General features: G+C 42.2%; 18 protein-coding genes. 14 read left to right on the forward strand and 4 right to left on the reverse strand.

Annotated elements, in window-relative coordinates; genetic code table 11:
- The 4 genes from MHN79_RS14600 to MHN79_RS14615 form a co-directional block, all read left to right on the forward strand.
- On the forward strand, positions 1-942 hold a 942-nt coding region (locus tag MHN79_RS14600; protein WP_239173475.1), incomplete at its 5' end, for a BspA family leucine-rich repeat surface protein.
- A gap of 225 nt (positions 943-1,167) precedes the next feature.
- Entirely contained in the window at positions 1,168-2,349 is a 1,182-nt protein-coding gene (locus MHN79_RS14605; RefSeq protein ID WP_239173476.1) for an amino acid aminotransferase, read from the forward strand.
- A 72-nt stretch (positions 2,350-2,421) separates the two neighbouring features.
- Positions 2,422-3,057 (forward strand): ATP-dependent zinc protease, encoded by a 636-nt coding sequence (locus MHN79_RS14610; protein WP_239173477.1) that lies wholly within the window; start codon positions 2,422-2,424, stop codon positions 3,055-3,057.
- A 221-nt stretch (positions 3,058-3,278) separates the two neighbouring features.
- Positions 3,279-3,689, forward strand: coding sequence for an NUDIX hydrolase (locus MHN79_RS14615; protein WP_239173478.1), 411 nt, complete (start codon positions 3,279-3,281; stop codon positions 3,687-3,689).
- A 62-nt stretch (positions 3,690-3,751) separates the two neighbouring features.
- Here the strand turns inward: MHN79_RS14615 and MHN79_RS14620 are convergent, their stop codons facing one another.
- Both MHN79_RS14620 and MHN79_RS14625 read right to left on the reverse strand, forming a co-directional pair.
- The gene (locus tag MHN79_RS14620; RefSeq protein ID WP_239173479.1) at positions 3,752-4,225 is read right to left on the reverse strand and encodes an FKBP-type peptidyl-prolyl cis-trans isomerase; all 474 of its coding nucleotides are present in this window, start codon (positions 4,223-4,225) and stop codon (positions 3,752-3,754) included.
- A gap of 18 nt (positions 4,226-4,243) precedes the next feature.
- Complete coding sequence (locus tag MHN79_RS14625) at positions 4,244-4,861, reverse strand: thiol:disulfide interchange protein DsbA/DsbL (RefSeq protein ID WP_239173480.1); 618 nt, start codon at positions 4,859-4,861, stop codon at positions 4,244-4,246.
- 184 nt (positions 4,862-5,045) lie between these two features.
- Between MHN79_RS14625 and MHN79_RS14630 the strand changes: the two genes are divergently transcribed.
- The 4 genes from MHN79_RS14630 to glpK all read left to right on the forward strand — a co-directional run bounded on the left by MHN79_RS14630 (position 5,046) and on the right by glpK (position 9,358).
- Positions 5,046-5,663 (forward strand): OmpA family protein, encoded by a 618-nt coding sequence (locus MHN79_RS14630; protein ID WP_239173481.1) that lies wholly within the window; start codon positions 5,046-5,048, stop codon positions 5,661-5,663.
- A 79-nt stretch (positions 5,664-5,742) separates the two neighbouring features.
- Positions 5,743-6,516 (forward strand): transporter substrate-binding domain-containing protein, encoded by a 774-nt coding sequence (locus MHN79_RS14635; protein WP_239173482.1) that lies wholly within the window; start codon positions 5,743-5,745, stop codon positions 6,514-6,516.
- A gap of 428 nt (positions 6,517-6,944) precedes the next feature.
- The gene (locus MHN79_RS14640) at positions 6,945-7,796 is read left to right on the forward strand and encodes an MIP/aquaporin family protein (protein ID WP_275436415.1); all 852 of its coding nucleotides are present in this window, start codon (positions 6,945-6,947) and stop codon (positions 7,794-7,796) included.
- A 44-nt stretch (positions 7,797-7,840) separates the two neighbouring features.
- Positions 7,841-9,358 (forward strand): glycerol kinase GlpK, encoded by a 1,518-nt coding sequence (glpK, locus tag MHN79_RS14645; protein ID WP_239173483.1) that lies wholly within the window; start codon positions 7,841-7,843, stop codon positions 9,356-9,358.
- Between the two features lie 67 nt (positions 9,359-9,425).
- Here the strand turns inward: glpK and MHN79_RS14650 are convergent, their stop codons facing one another.
- Positions 9,426-9,746 (reverse strand): DUF496 family protein, encoded by a 321-nt coding sequence (locus tag MHN79_RS14650; protein ID WP_114786348.1) that lies wholly within the window; start codon positions 9,744-9,746, stop codon positions 9,426-9,428.
- A 190-nt stretch (positions 9,747-9,936) separates the two neighbouring features.
- Between MHN79_RS14650 and MHN79_RS14655 the strand changes: the two genes are divergently transcribed.
- The 6 genes from MHN79_RS14655 (at position 9,937) to luxQ (ending at position 16,296) form a co-directional block, all read left to right on the forward strand.
- Positions 9,937-10,131, forward strand: coding sequence for a hypothetical protein (locus MHN79_RS14655; RefSeq protein ID WP_152432018.1), 195 nt, complete (start codon positions 9,937-9,939; stop codon positions 10,129-10,131).
- A 30-nt stretch (positions 10,132-10,161) separates the two neighbouring features.
- Positions 10,162-10,818 carry a YceH family protein gene (locus MHN79_RS14660; protein ID WP_239173484.1) on the forward strand — a complete coding sequence of 219 codons (657 nt, stop codon included), beginning with the start codon at positions 10,162-10,164 and terminating at the stop codon, positions 10,816-10,818.
- Entirely contained in the window at positions 10,819-11,133 is a 315-nt protein-coding gene (locus MHN79_RS14665; RefSeq protein WP_239173485.1) for a GIY-YIG nuclease family protein, read from the forward strand.
- 200 nt (positions 11,134-11,333) lie between these two features.
- Positions 11,334-12,446 (forward strand): conjugal transfer protein TraF, encoded by a 1,113-nt coding sequence (locus tag MHN79_RS14670; RefSeq protein ID WP_239173562.1) that lies wholly within the window; start codon positions 11,334-11,336, stop codon positions 12,444-12,446.
- 185 nt (positions 12,447-12,631) lie between these two features.
- Positions 12,632-13,729 (forward strand): substrate-binding domain-containing protein, encoded by a 1,098-nt coding sequence (locus tag MHN79_RS14675; RefSeq protein ID WP_239173486.1) that lies wholly within the window; start codon positions 12,632-12,634, stop codon positions 13,727-13,729.
- Positions 13,729-16,296 (forward strand): quorum-sensing autoinducer 2 sensor kinase/phosphatase LuxQ, encoded by a 2,568-nt coding sequence (gene luxQ / locus MHN79_RS14680; RefSeq protein ID WP_239173487.1) that lies wholly within the window; start codon positions 13,729-13,731, stop codon positions 16,294-16,296. Before MHN79_RS14675 ends, luxQ begins: the two co-directional genes overlap by 1 nt.
- Before the next feature lie 57 nt (positions 16,297-16,353).
- Here the strand turns inward: luxQ and glpD are convergent, their stop codons facing one another.
- Complete coding sequence (gene glpD / locus MHN79_RS14685; protein WP_239173488.1) at positions 16,354-17,886, reverse strand: glycerol-3-phosphate dehydrogenase; 1,533 nt, start codon at positions 17,884-17,886, stop codon at positions 16,354-16,356.
- Between the last annotated feature and the right edge of the window lie 344 nt (positions 17,887-18,230).

An 18,230-nucleotide genomic window follows, 5' to 3' on the forward strand; every position in this document is an offset into this window, starting at 1 on the left:
CCTGTCAATTCCGTGCTAATGGAAAATGGTAAAGTCTATGTGGTGGTCGACAACGATTTGATTAGAAACCAAACTCTGCTCGATAACCTAGAGCAAGGCTATATTGGCTTTTGTACCACCCAAGTCACCAATATGGATGGCGTGTTCTACGAAAGAACCACCTTTAATGCCGATATCAGCGATTGGGATACCTCAAATGTCACCTCAATGCACGGGATGTTTTCTGGTGCAAAGGCCTTTGATCAAGATATCGGTTACTGGGATACGTCTAATGTGACTGATATGGGGGCTATGTTTTATCTTGCAAAGGCTTTTAATCAAGATATCGGCCATTGGGATACTTCGAAACTTACCAGTATGCATAGCATGTTTATGAATGCCAAGGCCTTTAATCAAGATATCGGTCATTGGGATACATCTAATGTTACTAGAATGGTTCAGGTGTTTGCCTACAATAGCGCGTTTAACCAAGATATAGGGTATTGGGATACCTCAAAAGTAATTGATATGCATGCTATGTTTAGAGGTTCTGTATTTAACCAGGATATAAGCCATTGGAACACTTCGAGCGTGGTCAAGATGTCTTATATGTTCAATAACGCACGTGCTTTTGACCAGGATATCGGTAACTGGGATACCTCAAAGGTCAATAGTATGTTTGCCATGTTTGAATGGACTAGTGCGTTTAATCAAAATATAGGCCTTTGGGATACCGCTAATGTAACTGATATGACTAGGATGTTTAATGGTGCAAAAGCTTTTAACCAGGATATTGGCAATTGGGATACGTCAAGTGTTACCAATATGAAACAGATGTTTAAAGGCAATGCCATCTTTTCACAAGACCTAAGCAATTGGAATGTTAGCCAAGTGACTGAGCATACCGATTTTGCTAAAGACAGCGTGTTGACTGAGGAGCAGCTGCCGATATTTACCCAGTAGCGGGTGATCCTTTTAGATTTATGACTTAGCTTTGAGCCTCGCACAAGCGAGGCTTTTTACTTGGAACAGTAGAAAGAGAGAATGCTTAACTGATAACCTTCATTGTACTATGACAGTGATTTTTCCTCGGTAATGTGAGTCGAGGTTAAAATTTTATTTCGACATTTTTAGGTTCAATGCTAAGTTGAGCGTTGCAATCAAAATAGCAAAGGATTATTTCGTCACATGTTTTCTCATCTACCGACACCCGCTTTAGACCCTATTCTTTCTTTATCTGGTATTTTTCGCAGTGATCCTCGCGAACACAAGGTGGATTTAGGGGTTGGCGTGTATAAAAACAGCGCTGGCCAAACCCCGATAATGCAGGCTATTTCTCAAGCTCAAGATATTGTTGTCGCATCGCAAACAACCAAAGCTTATGTTGGCCCTGCGGGATGTGAGGAGTTTAACCAAGGTATGATTGACCTGCTCCTATCGGGTACTTCTGCGATGGAGAGAGTGGCGGCCATACAGACTCCTGGCGCAAGTGGGGCGCTAAGAATGTTGGGCGATTTAATCAAAGTTGCTCAGCGAGATACTTGCGTGTGGCTGTCCAACCCAAGTTATGTCAATCACAGACCAGTAATGGAAGCGGCGGGCTTGAAGGTTAAACAGTACACCTACTTTAGCCCGCAAACCAAGCAAGTCGATACGAGTCGTATGTTGGAAGAGTTGTCTCAGGCTGGCCCAAATGACGTGGTTTTATTGCATGGCTGCTGCCATAACCCAACGGGCGCAGATATTGATTTTGCTACGTGGCAAGCCATCACTGAGCTTGCACAGAAAAATGGGTTCGTGCCTTTTGTCGATGTGGCTTATCAAGGTTTTGGTGATGGCTTAGAGCAAGATGTTCAGGGGCTGCGCTTTATGGCCGATAATGTTGAAGAAATGCTTGTTACGACCTCTTGCTCGAAGAATTTCAGCCTCTACAGAGAAAGAACAGGGGCAGCGCTTGTGGTGGGTAAATCATTGGAAGAAGTGGGCAATGCCAAAGGGCGATTGCTCACACTAGCTCGTGCGACATACACCACACCACCAGATCATGGTGCGGCACTGGTTAGAACTGTATTACAAAACCAAGAGTTGACTAAGCTTTGGAAACAAGAGCTTAGCGAAATGCAACAAAGATTGGTGAGCTTGAGAAAGAGTTTATGCCAAGAGTTTCGAAATACTCATAACACGTCACAGTTTGATTTTATCGAAAACCACAAAGGTATGTTTACTATGCTAGGATTTAGCCAACAGCAGATGGTACAACTGCGCGAAGACTATGGCATTTATGGGGTTGCTGACGGGCGAATCAATATCGCTGGTTTAGCAGAAAAAGACATGGCATATGTTGCCGATGCGATAGTGAAAGTTTGTTAGGTTTTGTGTTAAGGCTCACACTAAAGTGGGCCTTTCTGTCAAAGACACGTTGTTAGAAAGTTAGGTGATCGAATGGATAAAGCGTCAAAAGCTTTGGTAGCTATGCTACTTAGTGGAGGATTGATGGCTTGTTCAACCACAAGTCAGAAGCCTGAGGAACCACAACCTAAACCCGCAATTGAAGAACCCAAAGACAAGCCTGATGGCTCTGAGGTAGATAAAGATAAGCAAATTGCTGAAAAGCCCGAACCCGTCAAACCCAAGCCTCAGCCAAAGAAAACTGGCGATGGCAAGCTGATTTTGGGTCAGCAAGAGTGGGTCTATGTTCCGGGGCTTGAAGAGAACTTTAAGGCGCGGATTGATACTGGTGCTACAACGTCTTCAATCAGTGCCACTGACATTGTCGAATTCGAGCGCGACGGACAAGATTGGGTCAAGTTTACCATTGAACATGATGGTAAAAAGAGTAAGCAGATGGCACTGCCTGTGGTGCGATGGGTTAAGGTTCGCCAGTCCAGCTCTGAAGAATCTCAGCGCCGTGCTGTGGTGGAATCTTGGGTTCAACTGGGCGATCTAAAAGAAAAAACCGAGTTTACTCTGGCCGACCGCACTCATCTCAACTACCCGTTACTTTTGGGTAGAAGTTTTGTCACCGACGTGGCGATTGTGGATGTGAGTAAAGAATTTGTGCAGAAAAAGCACAAGTAGGCAGTTTGAAAGTAAAACTCATCATTTAACGGCACCTTAAGGTGCCGTTTTTGTTATGGATATCGTGTTTTTTGAACGCAGTATCAGAACTCAGTAATATATTTCGCTAACCTTGCGGCTTGGATTTAGATGCAACGTCATAACGGCAGTATATTACTCGTCGTTTGTTCCCGTTTTTGTCGCTCAGCCGATAGTGTCTGCTTATTCTCAAGGAGTCTTTAATGAAGTATTTATCGATGGCGGTGGTCATCAAACAAGGTAAAGTTTTGATCCAAGAACGTTATCGCTCGAACCAAGGTATGGTGTTTGAGTTTCCCGGCGGGGAAGTAGAAACCAATGAGTCGGGCACTAACGCTGCTATCCGCGAGCTATACGAAGAAACGAACATGAGCGGCTTATCTCACGTTGCAACTTATAGCGATATTAATGAATACGGCGGTCGTATCTACTACGTGGTGTTACATGCCAGTCATCATGATGAGCCAAGCGCAAACGACTCAAGCCGCCAGCAGACTTTTCATTGGCTTTGCTTGGATAATTTACCCATTGATGAATTTCACAAAGCCGATGTGAGCTTCATTCGCCAACATTTAGCTAAGCATTTACAAAGAGAAGTAGGAGAGATGGCCTAGTAGGCGCATTATTGAGTTTTGGTGTGACCCTTCCACTTTGCCATGAAAGGGTCATAAGCCTTTTACTGGATCTCGAGTAGTTCTACATCAAAGATCAACGTTGATGCAGGTGGGATAGGGCCTGTGCCTTTTTTTCCATAAGCTAGGGTGCTAGGAATAAATAGGCGGAATTTATCGCCCTCAACCATATAAGTTAAACCTTCTTGCCAGCCTTTGATCACTTGATTTAAACCAAATGAAATCGGCTCACCTCGCTCCACTGAACTATCAAAGACAGTGCCGTCGATAAGTGTGCCATGGTAATGCACTTTTACCTTACTTTTGGGACTAGGGTTGCTTGTACCTTCGCCTTTCGAAAGCACTTTATACTGCAGGCCACTTTCGGTGGTAATAACACCTTCTTGTTTGCCATTTTCGAGCAAAAAGGCTTGACCCGCCGCGAAGTTCTCTTCTCCCGCTTTGCTTGTCACTAAAGTGCGGTAAATCATAAAGCCCGCGAGAACCAAGATGACGATAGGAATAATAATTTTAGACATAAGGTCTTTCCATAATTGTTAGGGTTGTTGGATAAGATAGTTGATAGTGTTTGCAATGCCATCGAGATCTTTGTGTCCGGCAAGGAGTACCATGTACTTGCCGTTAACAATAAAGGTAGGGACAGCATTTATCTGGCCTTTTTGAGATATTTCAGCAGCTTGCTGCATTTCGGCGAATAAGGTTCTTCGCTGATCCTCTGTTAATTTATCAGGGCTGGATAGATCTTGGTCGGTAAATGCTTTGTTGATGGCCTGCTTTTGTTGCTGCGCAGTTGCGCCTTCTATTTGCACCGCATTAAACATCGCATTCATCAAGTCATGGCTTGGGGTTGTTCCTAGTTGGGTTTGCGCGCTGTAATAGATCATGGCACTGACTTGGGCACTTTGATTAAAAATGACATGGACCTTACCAAATGTCTGATTGGTCGCGGCTTCAAGCTGGGGGATCGCAGACTCCATATTAGCGCAGTGACCACAATTGAGAGAGAAAACCTCAGTAACAACGGGAAGTTGATAAGCGGACAAATCGGTAGGTAAGCGTTCAAATTGTTTGCCTTCTTGTGGGTGTTCGCTTTTGCTGCAACCTGCCAGCAAAGCCACGAGGATAAGACCCGCAAAGGCTAGTATTTTTCTCATACTTGGTACTCTTTACCATTAAGGTGATGTATCAATCTTAGGTATTGATTCTACCTTGTCATGGCCCTGAAAAAAACTCTTTGAAGCTAGCATTTCAACGACAAAAAAGTCTTCATTTATAATTAAAGTATTTCCTAGTTCGCCGATATAAATCATGTATCGCAACAAAAAGTATGGTGGTTCGATGAAATATCTTGCTTTACCGCTTCTTCTGCTACTGACTGGGTGTGGCAACCTTGCAAAAGAAATGCGCTATATGACAGACGATATGCTAGAAACTGCGCCAAAAACAGATATGGACGTTCGTTATCCATCTTGGGGTAATGCGCCGAGAGTTGCATCTAGGTCAGGAGTGATGGGGCCGGTGGGACGTGAAGCCAGTTACAGCGATTTACAAAGCTTTTTGATGAAAAATGGTGTTGAGCATGAAGTTTTGCCTGGCGATCACCTGATGGTAAAGCTGACTGACACTATTAAATTTAATACGGGTTCTTCAATGGTTGAGCCGAGCTCAGCTTATTGGCTCAATAAAATGGGCAGTTATTTAGCCACCCAGCCAGGCATTGATATCGTCATTGATGGGCACACAGATAATACAGGGCCACCATCGCGCAATGATGTGTTATCGATGAAACGCGCAAAAGCAGTAAAACAACAATTGATTCGTAATAACGTGGCGATGGACGCTATCTTTACCCGTGGCTATGGTGAGTATGTGCCGGCATGTACCAATAGTACAAGGGCAGGTAAAGCTTGTAATCGACGTGTTGAGGTTCTTTTTATCGTCGCTAACCAGAGATAAAATTCGCACTTGCCAAAAGCCACAACTAGACTTTGCTATGTAGATTCAAGTCATTCATAGTACTTAGTGTGGAAAGTAAATGTCTAAAGGTTTTAAAGTTATCCCCAGATTCTTTTTGCTCTTAATCTTTTTGGTATCTCTACCTTCAGTGGTGTCTTCGAAGCCACTAACCATAACAGTGAGCGAATATCCTCCATATCATTCAAAAGATTTGCCGGGCTTTGGTATTAACGCTCAAATTGTCACTGCGGCATTTGAAAGCCAGAATGTTAGTATTGATTACAAGCAAATGAACACTTGGAAGGAAGCTTTTGACCATGCCGCACAAGGAAAAGCCGATGCAGCCGCATTGTGGGAGTATAACCAAGCGCACGAAGAAGATTTTTTAATCAGTGAGCCGGTGTATAAAATTAGTGCCCATTTTTTTTACAATAATTCGCTCGATTTTAGTTGGCGCAATGTTAGCGATCTTAAGGGCTATACTATCAGCGCATTAATAGGTGGCTATTATGGTGATGTGTTTGAAGCGGCTGAAAAAAGTGGTGAGATAAAGGTGGTGCGTGTTTATGATGAAACGGAGAATGTAAAAAAACTGCTTGACGGTTCTATCGATCTCGCGCCTTTGTACATCACCAGTTTCAATTATGTACTGAAAACTCAAGGTTTAGGCGATAAAAGGTCGGAGTTTAGTTATCATCCCAAGCCTTTGTTTACAAACTCAGTGCACTTGTTAATGCCAAAATCTAACCCTCAAAGCCAATCCAATATGGCGCTATTTAACCAAGGCCTTAAGGTGATTAAATCAAATGGTGCGATGCAGTCTATCCTTAATGATCATCTCAACTATCGCTAATCAATACCATTCAAATTTCTAAGTATTTGATTTTCGATATTCTTCGTTTTTGCTCGTTTATGCCATTCTCTAAAAGTCTAAGCGATAATGCCGTTTGAGAAACCCTATTAAATTACAACAGAGTCATTAGCTTTAGTTTATTAGTCGATAATCCTATTGACCAATTCAATCATTTCAAAGGAACAACGCCCGATACCATCAACTCTCTAGCTTTATCGTGTCAACTTTGTTTACCCATACTCAATTGTTAAAGAAGAGTATCAAAAGTAGAGTTAATTAACAAAATAGAGAACATAAATGAAACAAAATGTGCTCGAACGCTCATTAATGGCCTAGGAACGTTTCATCTGTTAGTCAGGTATGCAGAATACAATTCGCAATTATAACAAAACCAATCATACCCAATAATGTAAACAAGGACTCTTACTATGATGACAAGAAAACCCACCTTACTCGGTGAATGTATTGCCGAGTTCATAGGGACTGGATTACTGATTTTCTTTGGTGTTGGCTGTGTCGCCGCCCTAGTGTTAACAGGGGCTCAGTTTGGCCAGTGGGAAATTAGTGTGGTATGGGGCTTTGGGGTAGCAATTGCCATTTATTGTACTGCTGGTGTATCGGGAGCGCATATTAATCCTGCTGTCACTATTGCATTGGCAGCGTTTCATGGTTTTGATAAAACTAAGGTTGTGCCTTACATTGTCGCTCAAATGTTAGGGGCATTTTGTAGTGCTGCATTAGTGTATAGCTTGTACAGCAATTTATTTATCGATTACGAAATAACCCATGGTTTTGTGCGATCTAGTCAAGAAGCTCTTGCAACAGCAGGTATTTTCTCAACTTATTCTCATGCGTCTTTGTCATTTTCTGGGGCGTTGGCGGTCGAGTTTGTGATAACGGCCGTGCTTATGTTTGCGATTTTGGCGCTGGGTGATGAGAATAACGGTGCGGCTCGAGGCCCTATGAACCCGCTGTTGATTGGTGTGTTGATCGCAGTCATTGGTAGCTCGCTAGGCCCGCTAACTGGGTTTGCAATGAACCCTGCGCGTGACTTCGGACCAAAACTTTTTGCCTACATAGCGGGTTGGGACTTTGCGCTAACAGGTGCTAAAGACATTCCTTATTTTATTGTTCCTATTCTTGGTCCTATTGCGGGCGCATGTTTTGGCGCTTGGGCTTACCCTAGGGTGATAGCGCAATATCTACCGAATACGGGCACTGGCTGCACGATTCCTAATCAGTGTGATGACGCGGAAGAGAGTCAAGAGGCTCACGTTTAATACTAAAATTATTGCTATAAATATTGAATTAAAAGGAAACTATTATGACGGAGCCAAAGTATATTGTCGCGCTCGATCAAGGCACAACCAGTTCCCGCGCAGTTGTACTCGACCATGATGCCAACATTGTCAGTGTGTCTCAGCGAGAGTTTACGCAAATTTATCCTCAGGCTGGCTGGGTTGAGCATGATCCTATGGAAATCTATGCCACACAAAGCTCGGTATTGGTGGAAGCTTTGGGCAAATCGGGCATCCGTAGTGATGAAGTGGCGGGTATTGGTATTACTAACCAACGTGAGACCACTATCGTCTGGAATAAAGACACAGGAAAGCCCGTTTATAATGCGATTGTTTGGCAGTGCCGCCGCACAGCAGCCATTTGTGAAGAGTTGAAAAGTCGAGGTCTGGAAGAGTACGTCCAAGAGAATACAGGCTTGGTACTCGACCCATATTTCTCAGGCACAAAAATTAAGTGGATTCTTGATAATGTAGAAGGTGCGCGCGAAGACGCTAACGCAGGAAAATTGTTATTCGGCACCGTTGATACTTGGTTACTGTGGAAAATGACTCAGGGCCGAGTGCATGTGACCGACTATACCAATGCCTCCAGAACCATGTTGTTTAACATCAACACACTTCAATGGGATGAAAAACTGCTCCAAGAGATGGATATTCCTTTGTCCATGATGCCAGAAGTGAAGAAGTCGTCAGAAGTTTACGGGCAAACGAATATTGGTGGTAAAGGGGGGACGAGAATCCCGATTGCCGGTATCGCCGGAGATCAGCAAGCGGCTCTTTATGGTCAAATGTGTGTTAATGCAGGGCAGGCGAAAAATACGTACGGAACAGGCTGCTTTTTGCTGATGAACACGGGCCAAGAAAAAGTGACGTCGAAGAATGGCCTGCTAACCACATTGGCATGTGGTCCATCTGGTGAACCTGCTTACGCTCTTGAAGGTGCGGTATTTATGGGTGGCGCCTCTATTCAGTGGCTACGAGATGAAATGAAGCTTCTGGCCGATGCAAAGGATTCAGAGTACTTTGCCACTAAGGTCGACTCATCCAATGGTGTCTATGTGGTTCCAGCATTTACTGGCCTTGGCGCGCCATACTGGGACGCCTATGCAAGAGGGACCATTGTTGGCTTAACCCGCGGCGTTAACTCCAACCATATTATACGGGCAACGTTGGAAGGGATTGCGTACCAGACTCGTGATGTATTGGATGCCATGCAAGCGGACTCTGGGATAAAGCTTGAAGCACTTCGAGTGGATGGCGGCGCAGTTGCAAACAATTTTTTGATGCAGTTCCAATCTGATGTATTAGATACGCAAGTACTTCGCCCTCAAGTGACAGAGGTTACTGCTCTGGGAGCGGCTTATCTTGCTGGGTTGGCGGTAGGGTTCTGGCAAAGCCTTGATGAAGTTGCAGGTAAAGCCACCATAGATAAGACCTTTGTTCCTCATCATGATGAAGAAAAACGCAGCCGTCGTTATAAGGGATGGAAGCGCGCAGTAAAATGCGCTCAAGTTTGGGCACAAATGCATGACGAAGACGAGTAAATAACTCAGGGATGCTACAAAAATGCCCGCTTGAATTAAGCGGGCACACTTCAAGAAAAAACTGGGGTTATTTCTTTTTACCTTGTACCACTTGTTTATCTTCTTCAGTCAGTTCACGAATACGTCGGCTGATATCACGGCGCTCTTTGGAGATCTCCGCGCTTTTTATTATATGGTCGTCTACACGATCTTCGTAATCTGCTTTCATATTTTTGATGATGGCTACGATTTCATCAGGCGTCATGTCTGGTTTGATATAGTCCATCAAGTTATCCAGAAGATCGACTCTTTTACGGTTATCGCGAACTTTTTTTTCATTGTCGAGCAGTTCACGCTTCAGTTTATTCTTTCTGCGTGCTTGAGCTACGATTTCAAATACTCCACTCATAAGTGTTTTTCCTGCTTTTACTTACCTTAAAACTACAGAGATTAAACCACAACATTTCTGTCGATAACAGGTTTAAGATCAACAACTCTCTAATGATGACTAGTTTATCACCAAAAAGCCAATCCCGTCGTTGAGTGCAGGCAGCAGTCGGGATATTATTTCTTTATTAATAGAATAGAAAGATAAGGTTATGCGAGCGTCTGACATTGTAATTCCAAAGGTTGAAAAGGCAGAGTTATCTCAGCAGTCGAGCAAAATTGTTGAGGCTTATCGTAAAGAATGTCGCAGTCAAGAATTGACAGAAGTTGAATTAAATCGTAGAAAAATCATTATGATTGACGAGTATGGTAATATAAAAAAGCCATCGATTCTTTCTGAGCACTAAGCTAGAAAGGTATGACTTAAGGAAACGATAATGAATATAGAATTAAGCGATATTGAAGCGCGTGTCATTGGCTGCTTGATAGAAAAGGAAGTCACCACTCCAGATTATTACCCTTTGACCCTAAATAGCCTTACCAGTGCTTGTAATCAGAAGAGTAATCGTGAACCTGTTATGGCATTGTCTGAAACCGATGTTCAACAAGCAGTAGATGGATTAATTGCTCGAAGATTAGTAAGTGACGAGAGTGGATTTAATAGTCGAGCAAGTAAGTTTCAGCATCGCTTCTGCAATACAGAATTTGGCGATTTAAAGTTAACATCTCAGCAAAAAGCCATCGTCTGCTGTTTACTGCTTCGCGGCGCGCAAACTCCGGGTGAACTTAGAACTCGTACTAATCGCCTAGCAGATTTTTCAGATGTTAAAGAAGTAGAATCAATTCTCGAAAATATGGCTTCTGGTGATGAGTCGCCCTTAGTCGTAAAGTTGCCAAGAGAGGCAGGTAAACGAGAATCCCGTTATATGCATCTATTTAGCGGTGAGGTCGATGTTGACGCTATTGCTGCATTTTCTCCCGCTGTAAATATCAGCTCTGATAGTAAAAGAATCGAATTGCTTGAGATTGAGGTGGCTGAATTGAAAGCTCAGATTGAAGTACTTCGTCTGCAAGTAGAAAGCCTTGTTTCTTAAATGACATCTAAACAGGCAAAGAGATCGAGTCCGATATGGTATGTCTACTTGATTCGGACTCGTTTCAACTCCCTTTATTGCGGTATAACAACGGATGTATCACGCCGGTATTTGCAACACTGCCAAGGCTCAGGTGCCAAATCTCTTAAAGGTAAAGGCCCACTAACGCTCGAATGGTTTGAAGCAGTTGGGAAAAGCCGCTCCACGGCCTCTAAATATGAATACCGCATCAAAAAATTGTCCAAAGCACTAAAAGAAAAGCTGATACAGAAAGCGGTTGTTTTAGATGAGCTTATCGACATTGAGGAAACTTGAGTCAATTGGATCATTTTAACGCCTGATAGTTATGATTCTCTGTAAGCTGCGAGGTAATATTAAACCTTCCCCACAAAAATCACTTTGTAACACATTGTTTCTTTGTATGACCGTCAAATGAACAAATTTTGTATTAACCTTAAATTTGTAACTCTAATAAGGTTGGTATGGATATGAAACTGTTAATAAAAGCCACGATAATGTGGTCGGTAGCATGGATGGCTATAGTGGTGAATGCAGCAACCGTAGTCCCAGATGGGCGAGGTAACGGGATGGGGAATACGGGTGTAACGTCGGCTGACTACCTTTTGGCTCCTTTTTACAACCCTGCACTGGTTGCGCTTCACAGAGACTCAGACAAGTTTGGTGTTTTGTTTCCTGGTGTCGGTATAAGGCTAAGAGATACAGATGAGACTCTTGATACTGTTGATAAACTGCAAGATGAGATTAAAGCGTTCAAAGCTAACCCCTCAGATACTAGTGCAGAGGCGAGGCTGAATAGTTATTTAGACCAACTATCCGATGATAAACCACTTGGAGTAAATGGAGGCGCGGTTGCTGCCATAGCACTTCCTGTTGATGTCCTATCTACAAATATATTCACCCGTGGTTACGCTGAAATAATCGCCAAGAGTGACATTTCTAGTTCAGCAGACACTCAAACTCGTTATGAAAACTCAAGTGTTGATGTGATTGCCTTTGGTTACGGTGAGTTTGGTGTGGCTATTGCGAAACGAGTGAATTTCCTAGGGCAAGATGTTTCCGTTGGTATCTCTCCAAAGTTTCAAACCATGAGAACTTACAAGCAAGCAATCACGGTTGAAGATTTTGATATCAGTGATTATGACAAAAGTGAAACCAAAAAGAATGCATTTAACGTAGATCTAGGAGCTGTATGGTTATACGAACAGTTTCGAGCAGGCGTTGCGGTTAAAGATCTCTTCTCTCAAGAGCTCAATACGTTAAATATCGGTGGTGTCAGTCAATATAAATTAAATACCCAGATTACGGTATCAGGGAGTTATGCACTTGAATATTTTACGGCTTCCACAGATTTTGATTTAACCAAACAAAAAAGGTTTACGGATCAAAATGATGATACGCAATTTTTACGCTTTGGTGTGGAAGGAAATGCGATGGGTTGGGCGCAGTTGAGGCTTGGGTATGAAATTGACCTAGAAGATACGCTCGATAATTCCTTCACATTCGGTGTTGGTATAAGCCCTGCTGATTTGGTGAGTTTTGACTTAGCGGCTAGTTATGCCGGTGACAACCAATATGGACTATCCGGAAATTTAGCATTTACTTTTTAGACTCTTGTTTTGAACTTTAAATGGCTATGAATGCAAAGTTTGTATCTACTGGTTTTTAAATTTATCTAGGATACAACTTTGCTTAAAACAAAAACTTTCAAACATTTGATAATTCGGCTCGAAAGGTGGGCGAACCCTATGTAATATGTGCAGCAATATAAATATCTTTATTAAAAGGTTAAATCATGTTCAAGCTAGCGCTCATAACACTCGCCATAGTGGTCCCTGTAGTGACGTGTGCACATACGACCCAAGTGCTAAATGGGTATTGGCAATATGAGGAATATTTAGAAGCCAACCCAGAACAGAAAGGGCTAAGCCAAGAGTTAACGGAAGCTGTAAGAAATGCTCCAATCCCAATCTCAACCAAACAAACTACGCCTCTATCCATCTCGGTTGTCTATCCCGGACAGCAAGTCTCAGATTACTGGGTTAGAAACATTAAATCTTTTGAGGCCCGGCTTAAAGAGTTGGGTGTTAAATATGAGATTAAACAGGTGTTTACTCGCCCCAACTTAGACGTAAGACAGCAAAGCCTATCGCTGCTAGAAGCAGTGCAGAATAAAGCGGATTATTTAATTTTTACCTTGGACACTACCCGACACCGAAAATTTATTGAAAATGTACTCAGCTCCACTGATACCAAGCTTGTTTTACAAAATATCACTACGCCAGTTAGAGCATGGGGAGACCAAAAACCCTTTATGTATGTTGGCTTTGACCATGTTAAAGGCATGCGTCTACTCAAGAACTATTATAAAGAAAACGTGCCAGCTGGAAGTCGTTATTCAGTGTTATATTTTTCTGAAGGCTATGTCAGTGATGCTCGTGGAGATACTTTTATTGAAGAAATGAGTCACCACGATTCTTATCAACTGTCATCATCTTTCTATACGACTGCGACACAAGAGTCTGGCTATAATGCTGCTATTAAGGCTGTGGAGAAAGACCCCGAGATTTCCTTTATTTACGCATGTTCTACAGATGTAGCACTGGGCGCTGCTCAAGCCCTGAAAAAATTGAATAGGAATGACATTCTTATTAACGGTTGGGGGGGAGGCAGTGCTGAATTAGAGGCATTGAGTAAAGGGGACTTGGCGGTCACTGCGATGCGCATGAATGATGATACTGGTGTTGCTTTGGCTGAAGCGATTAAATGGGACATTGAAGGCAAAGATGTGCCAGATGTTTATTCTGGAGACTTTGAATTGGTAACGAGAACTGATATGCAAACCAAAATTGACAAATTAAAGCAGAGAGCTTTTAGGTATTCGGATCAATAATGTCATTTTTAGCTCGGCGAAGGACTAAAAAGCGTCTTGCCACTTTATTAACGCGTTCGATTTTTCTTACTATAGCGGTTTTATCCTTGGTGGTCGTATTACAGAATTACCAAGTAAATCGACAAGTCGTCTCACAAGAAGTAGCTCGCTCTAAGCTTCAAACCCAGAGTTTGGTTCAGCAGATTTTAAATTTTAGGCTCGAAGCCCTTGAAATACAGCAAGATAGTTACAGTCGTAATGGCTCACTTGTCGATGCCTTTATCGCAAAGGATACTAATCGACTCGCTCGATTTTTTAATGGTATTGATCAAGCGACTCCAGAGTTAGCGCCTGATTTTCGTTTTGTTACAGAGCAATCTCAAATAGTTTGGGATGATTCCAATTATCAGTTTTATGGCCTTTCAACGGAGCAGCTATCGCACATAAGCCAAGATATGACGACAGGGGGTAGCTGGCATTTATCTCAAACCCCTTCTTTACTGGGTACCCGTTATCTTATGGTACGTCGTGTTCCTATTATCAATATGGCGTCTGGAGAAGTACTGGGTTACTTACATATTGCGGTCGTACTAAACAACAACTTTTCTCTTATGAGTGCGGTGTTGAGAGGCAGTAATGCTGATCAAGTATTGCTTGCTGTCGGATCAGAAGTTATCGCATCAAGCACGAAAGATATCGATTTAAGTCATATCGAATGGTTGGAAGAGTCAGCAGTGGATTTTACTGCAAGTCAATATATGGTTTCGAAAACAGATTTGACCATCAGTGACGTTCCAACGTTTTTGTCTATCTATACCATTCAGGATAACAAACCCATTGTTATTATGGTGCGCAGCCACTATATGTGGGTTGCAGTGGCTGTTGTACTCCTTTTCTTGATCGCGGTATATGGCCGTTTATGGCTTGGTAAGCGAGTCTCAAAAGAACTGGTGAAGCTGATGAAATATACAGAAAGTTCGGTCGAAACGAAAGGAATGACTCGATTTCTTGGCTCACACATAGAAGAGTTTGACCAAATCGGTTCCTCTTTTGAGCTATCTTTCCAACGATTTCATGAGCAAGAGAAACAATTTGCGGACTTATTTAACTTCTCGCTATCGCCAATGACGTTATGGAATGCGCAAGGACAGTTATTAAGAAGTAATCCAGCCGCTGAAAGAAGCTTTTTGGTCAATAATGAGTCAGAGAATGGCGACTACCATTTACTCATTGAAAAGCTTGGCCCTCACATACGCTTATGTGCAAAAGGTGCGGCATTAAAAGGCATTAACATATCAATAAGAGACAAAACATATCGTTGGAACCTGTCACCTATATTTATAGATAAGGGAGTAAATAATGTTTTGGCTCAAGGGCAAGATGTGACAAGCTTTGTTGAAGCAGAGGTCCAAAGTCTTGCTGCAAGGAGAGAGGCAGAAGAGACGGCAAAAGCAAGATCTGAATTTTTGGCAAAGATGAGTCATGAACTGAGAACTCCCTTGAACGGTATTTTAGGCGTTTCACAGTTACTAAAAGGAAAGTTATCAGATACTCAAGATGTTGAGCACCTCGATGTACTGTGTAATAGTGGTGAACACTTATTGGCAGTACTCAATGATATTTTAGACTTTTCAAAAATAGAGCAAGGTAAGTTTCAAATCCAGTCTGTCGATTTCCGACTTGTGGAATTGGTCAGTGCCGTAGAAAAAATATACACACCTTTGTGTGAAGAAAAGGGTGTTAGTTTTGAAGTCGTTACTAATCTTAGCGATGAGACTTTTGCCTATAGTGATCAGGTAAGGCTTAATCAGATTTTATTCAACCTTGTGAGTAATGCTATCAAATTTACACACAGGGGGAGTGTAACAGTATCAATAATGTGTCGTAAGCAACCGACAGGGTACTATTTGAATGTCGGTGTAAAAGACACAGGAATTGGTATAGAACAAGAGCGGATAACCCATATTTTTGAACCGTTTGTACAAGCTGAATCGACCACCACAAGAGAATATGGAGGGAGTGGCCTCGGGCTTGCTATTGTCCATAGCCTAGTGGAAATGTTGAACGGTGAAATAGAAATAGAGAGTACTATCGGCAGAGGTACGTATTTACAGCTATCCATACCTATTGAACTCGTTGAATCTGCAGAGCAAGTGGAAACCAATACGTTAGTTGAACCAGCGAGTTTATTTGAGCGACCGCTAAACGTACTTTTGGTCGAAGATAATCATACTAATGCGTTCATTGCTAAGGCTTTTTGTGAAAAGTATGGCATGGATGTAATATGGGTCCAAGATGGTTATAACGCGATCGAAAAGCTCAAACAACAGAACGACATTGACCTAATTCTTATGGATAATCAATTGCCCAATTTAGGTGGGATTGAAACGACTAAAATAATTCGTGAAGATATGATGTTGGATACGCCAATCTTTGCTTGTACTGCTGATGGTATGCAAGATACCAAGCGTGCCTTTCTAAATGCAGGGGCTGATTATGTCATCATTAAACCAATCAAAGAACTCGCATTGAATCAAGCGTTTATTCATTACAAAGAAAATCACTTAAGTAATAATAAAGACTTTTAATAAATGGATAGTTGATGCATAAGCCCAATAAAATACTATTGGGCTTATGCTCTGTATTCAAGCACAGTATTTATTTTTCTCGTACTCGTGGCTTTCTAGGTAATTAGAGATGGCAAGATAACATTCATCATCACACAGCAAATGCAGTTTACTGCGGCGCTTAAGAACATCGTCAACGCCCACTGCGAACTCGTGTTTAACGAGATAATCAATTTCTTTTTGATAGATACCTGGCGCAAACATTATTCCTAAATCTTGTTTGGTTTTGACGCCACTTAGCAATCGATTCACTCGGCTGCCATAAGACTGAATCCAACGTGAACGTGTATCAGCGTCAACAAATGGAATATTAGCAGCGAGTTGGGATTGCATGGCTGGCCATGAGAAGTTCTCCCCTCCGGGTAAAGGAGTGTCTTTCGTCCATGGTTTGTTAAGGTCAAAATATGGAGATAATTGCTGTATTGCTGATTCAGCTAGCTTTCTATATGTTGTTAGCTTACCACCAAAAATTGACAATAGTGGCGCTTGGTTTTCTTTGTGATCTAAAGAAAGCGTGTAATCACGAGTAATCGCTTGAGGTGAATCCGACTCGTCATCGCAAAGTGGACGAACACCACTAAAGTCACAAACAATGTCATCCAATGTTAATTGTTTACGGAAGTGGCTGTTGGTGACCTTGAGCAAATACTGTTTTTCATCATCGCTTATCGATACGTTTCTGGGATCTCCGTGGTACTCAACGTCAGTGGTTCCTATGATTGAAAACCGACCCAAATAGGGAATCACAAAAACGATACGGTGATCTTCATTTTGCATAATGTACGCCTGTTCTTCATCGTGAACTTTGGGTACGATAATGTGCGATCCTTTTATTAACCGAATACCATAAGGTGAGTTTAACTCAGCATTTTCAGTGAGGAAGTCTTTCACCCATGGTCCGGTAGCATTAACTAAGGCTTTAGACCTTCTAATAAATGTTTGCCCTGAACGAAGATCATGTATCTCTACATGCCAAACACCGTTCTCCCGTTTTGCTTTGGTCACTTGGCAATAATTACTTACTTCAGCTCCCAGCTCACGAGCTTGTATAATGTTAAGCACCACAAGCCTTGCATCATCAACCCAGCAGTCTGAGTATTCGAATCCAATACTCAGTTCAGGCTGCATAACGTTTTGGTTATCGAGCGCAATCTTTTTACTCCCTGGTAGAGATGTACGCTTTCCCAGGTGATCATAGAGGAAAAGGCCTGCACGAATCATCCAAGCGGGGCGTAAAAAAGGGCGATGGGGTAATCTAAATCTCATAGGGAAAGCGATATGTGGCGCTTTTGCTAGTAGAACTTCTCGTTCTGCTAAGGATTCGCTGACTAGACGAAACTCATAGTGTTCTAGATATCTCAAGCCTCCATGTATTAGTTTTGAGCTTGCAGAGGAGGTGGCTCCAGCAAAGTCTTGGGCTTCATACAGTCCTACTTTGAGGCCTCGCCCTGCGGCATCGACCGCTATCCCAGCGCCATTTATTCCTCCACCTACAACAATGATATCCAGTAGTTCTTGTTCTTTTTGGTCACTTAAGCAACTATTAATCATAAAACCGCCATAGTAAAATGTTCGTTCGAGCGTTTGGTTTTCGTTATATAACCATATTGTAGCTTTTTATGTTAGTCTTTGTCTGACTAAACCCGATCAGGATCATCAAATTAATGATGATTCGAAAATAAAACGAACGTTAAATGTTGTTATGTGATAAAAATGGGATGAGAAATTAGTAGTGTGAACTATTTCTTATGAGTGACGTTTGATACTAGCCTTAAACTGTTAGCCAATAATATTAGTCGTTCAATAAATTGGTTTTTTCTTATGTCGGGGAGGGGAAAATAGTTTTAGACTATCACCACCATGCGCCAATTTTGTATTGGCGCATGATGAGCTGG

Source organism: Vibrio sp. Of14-4 (genome assembly GCF_022347625.1).
GTDB lineage: Bacteria > Pseudomonadota > Gammaproteobacteria > Enterobacterales > Vibrionaceae > Vibrio > Vibrio pristinus.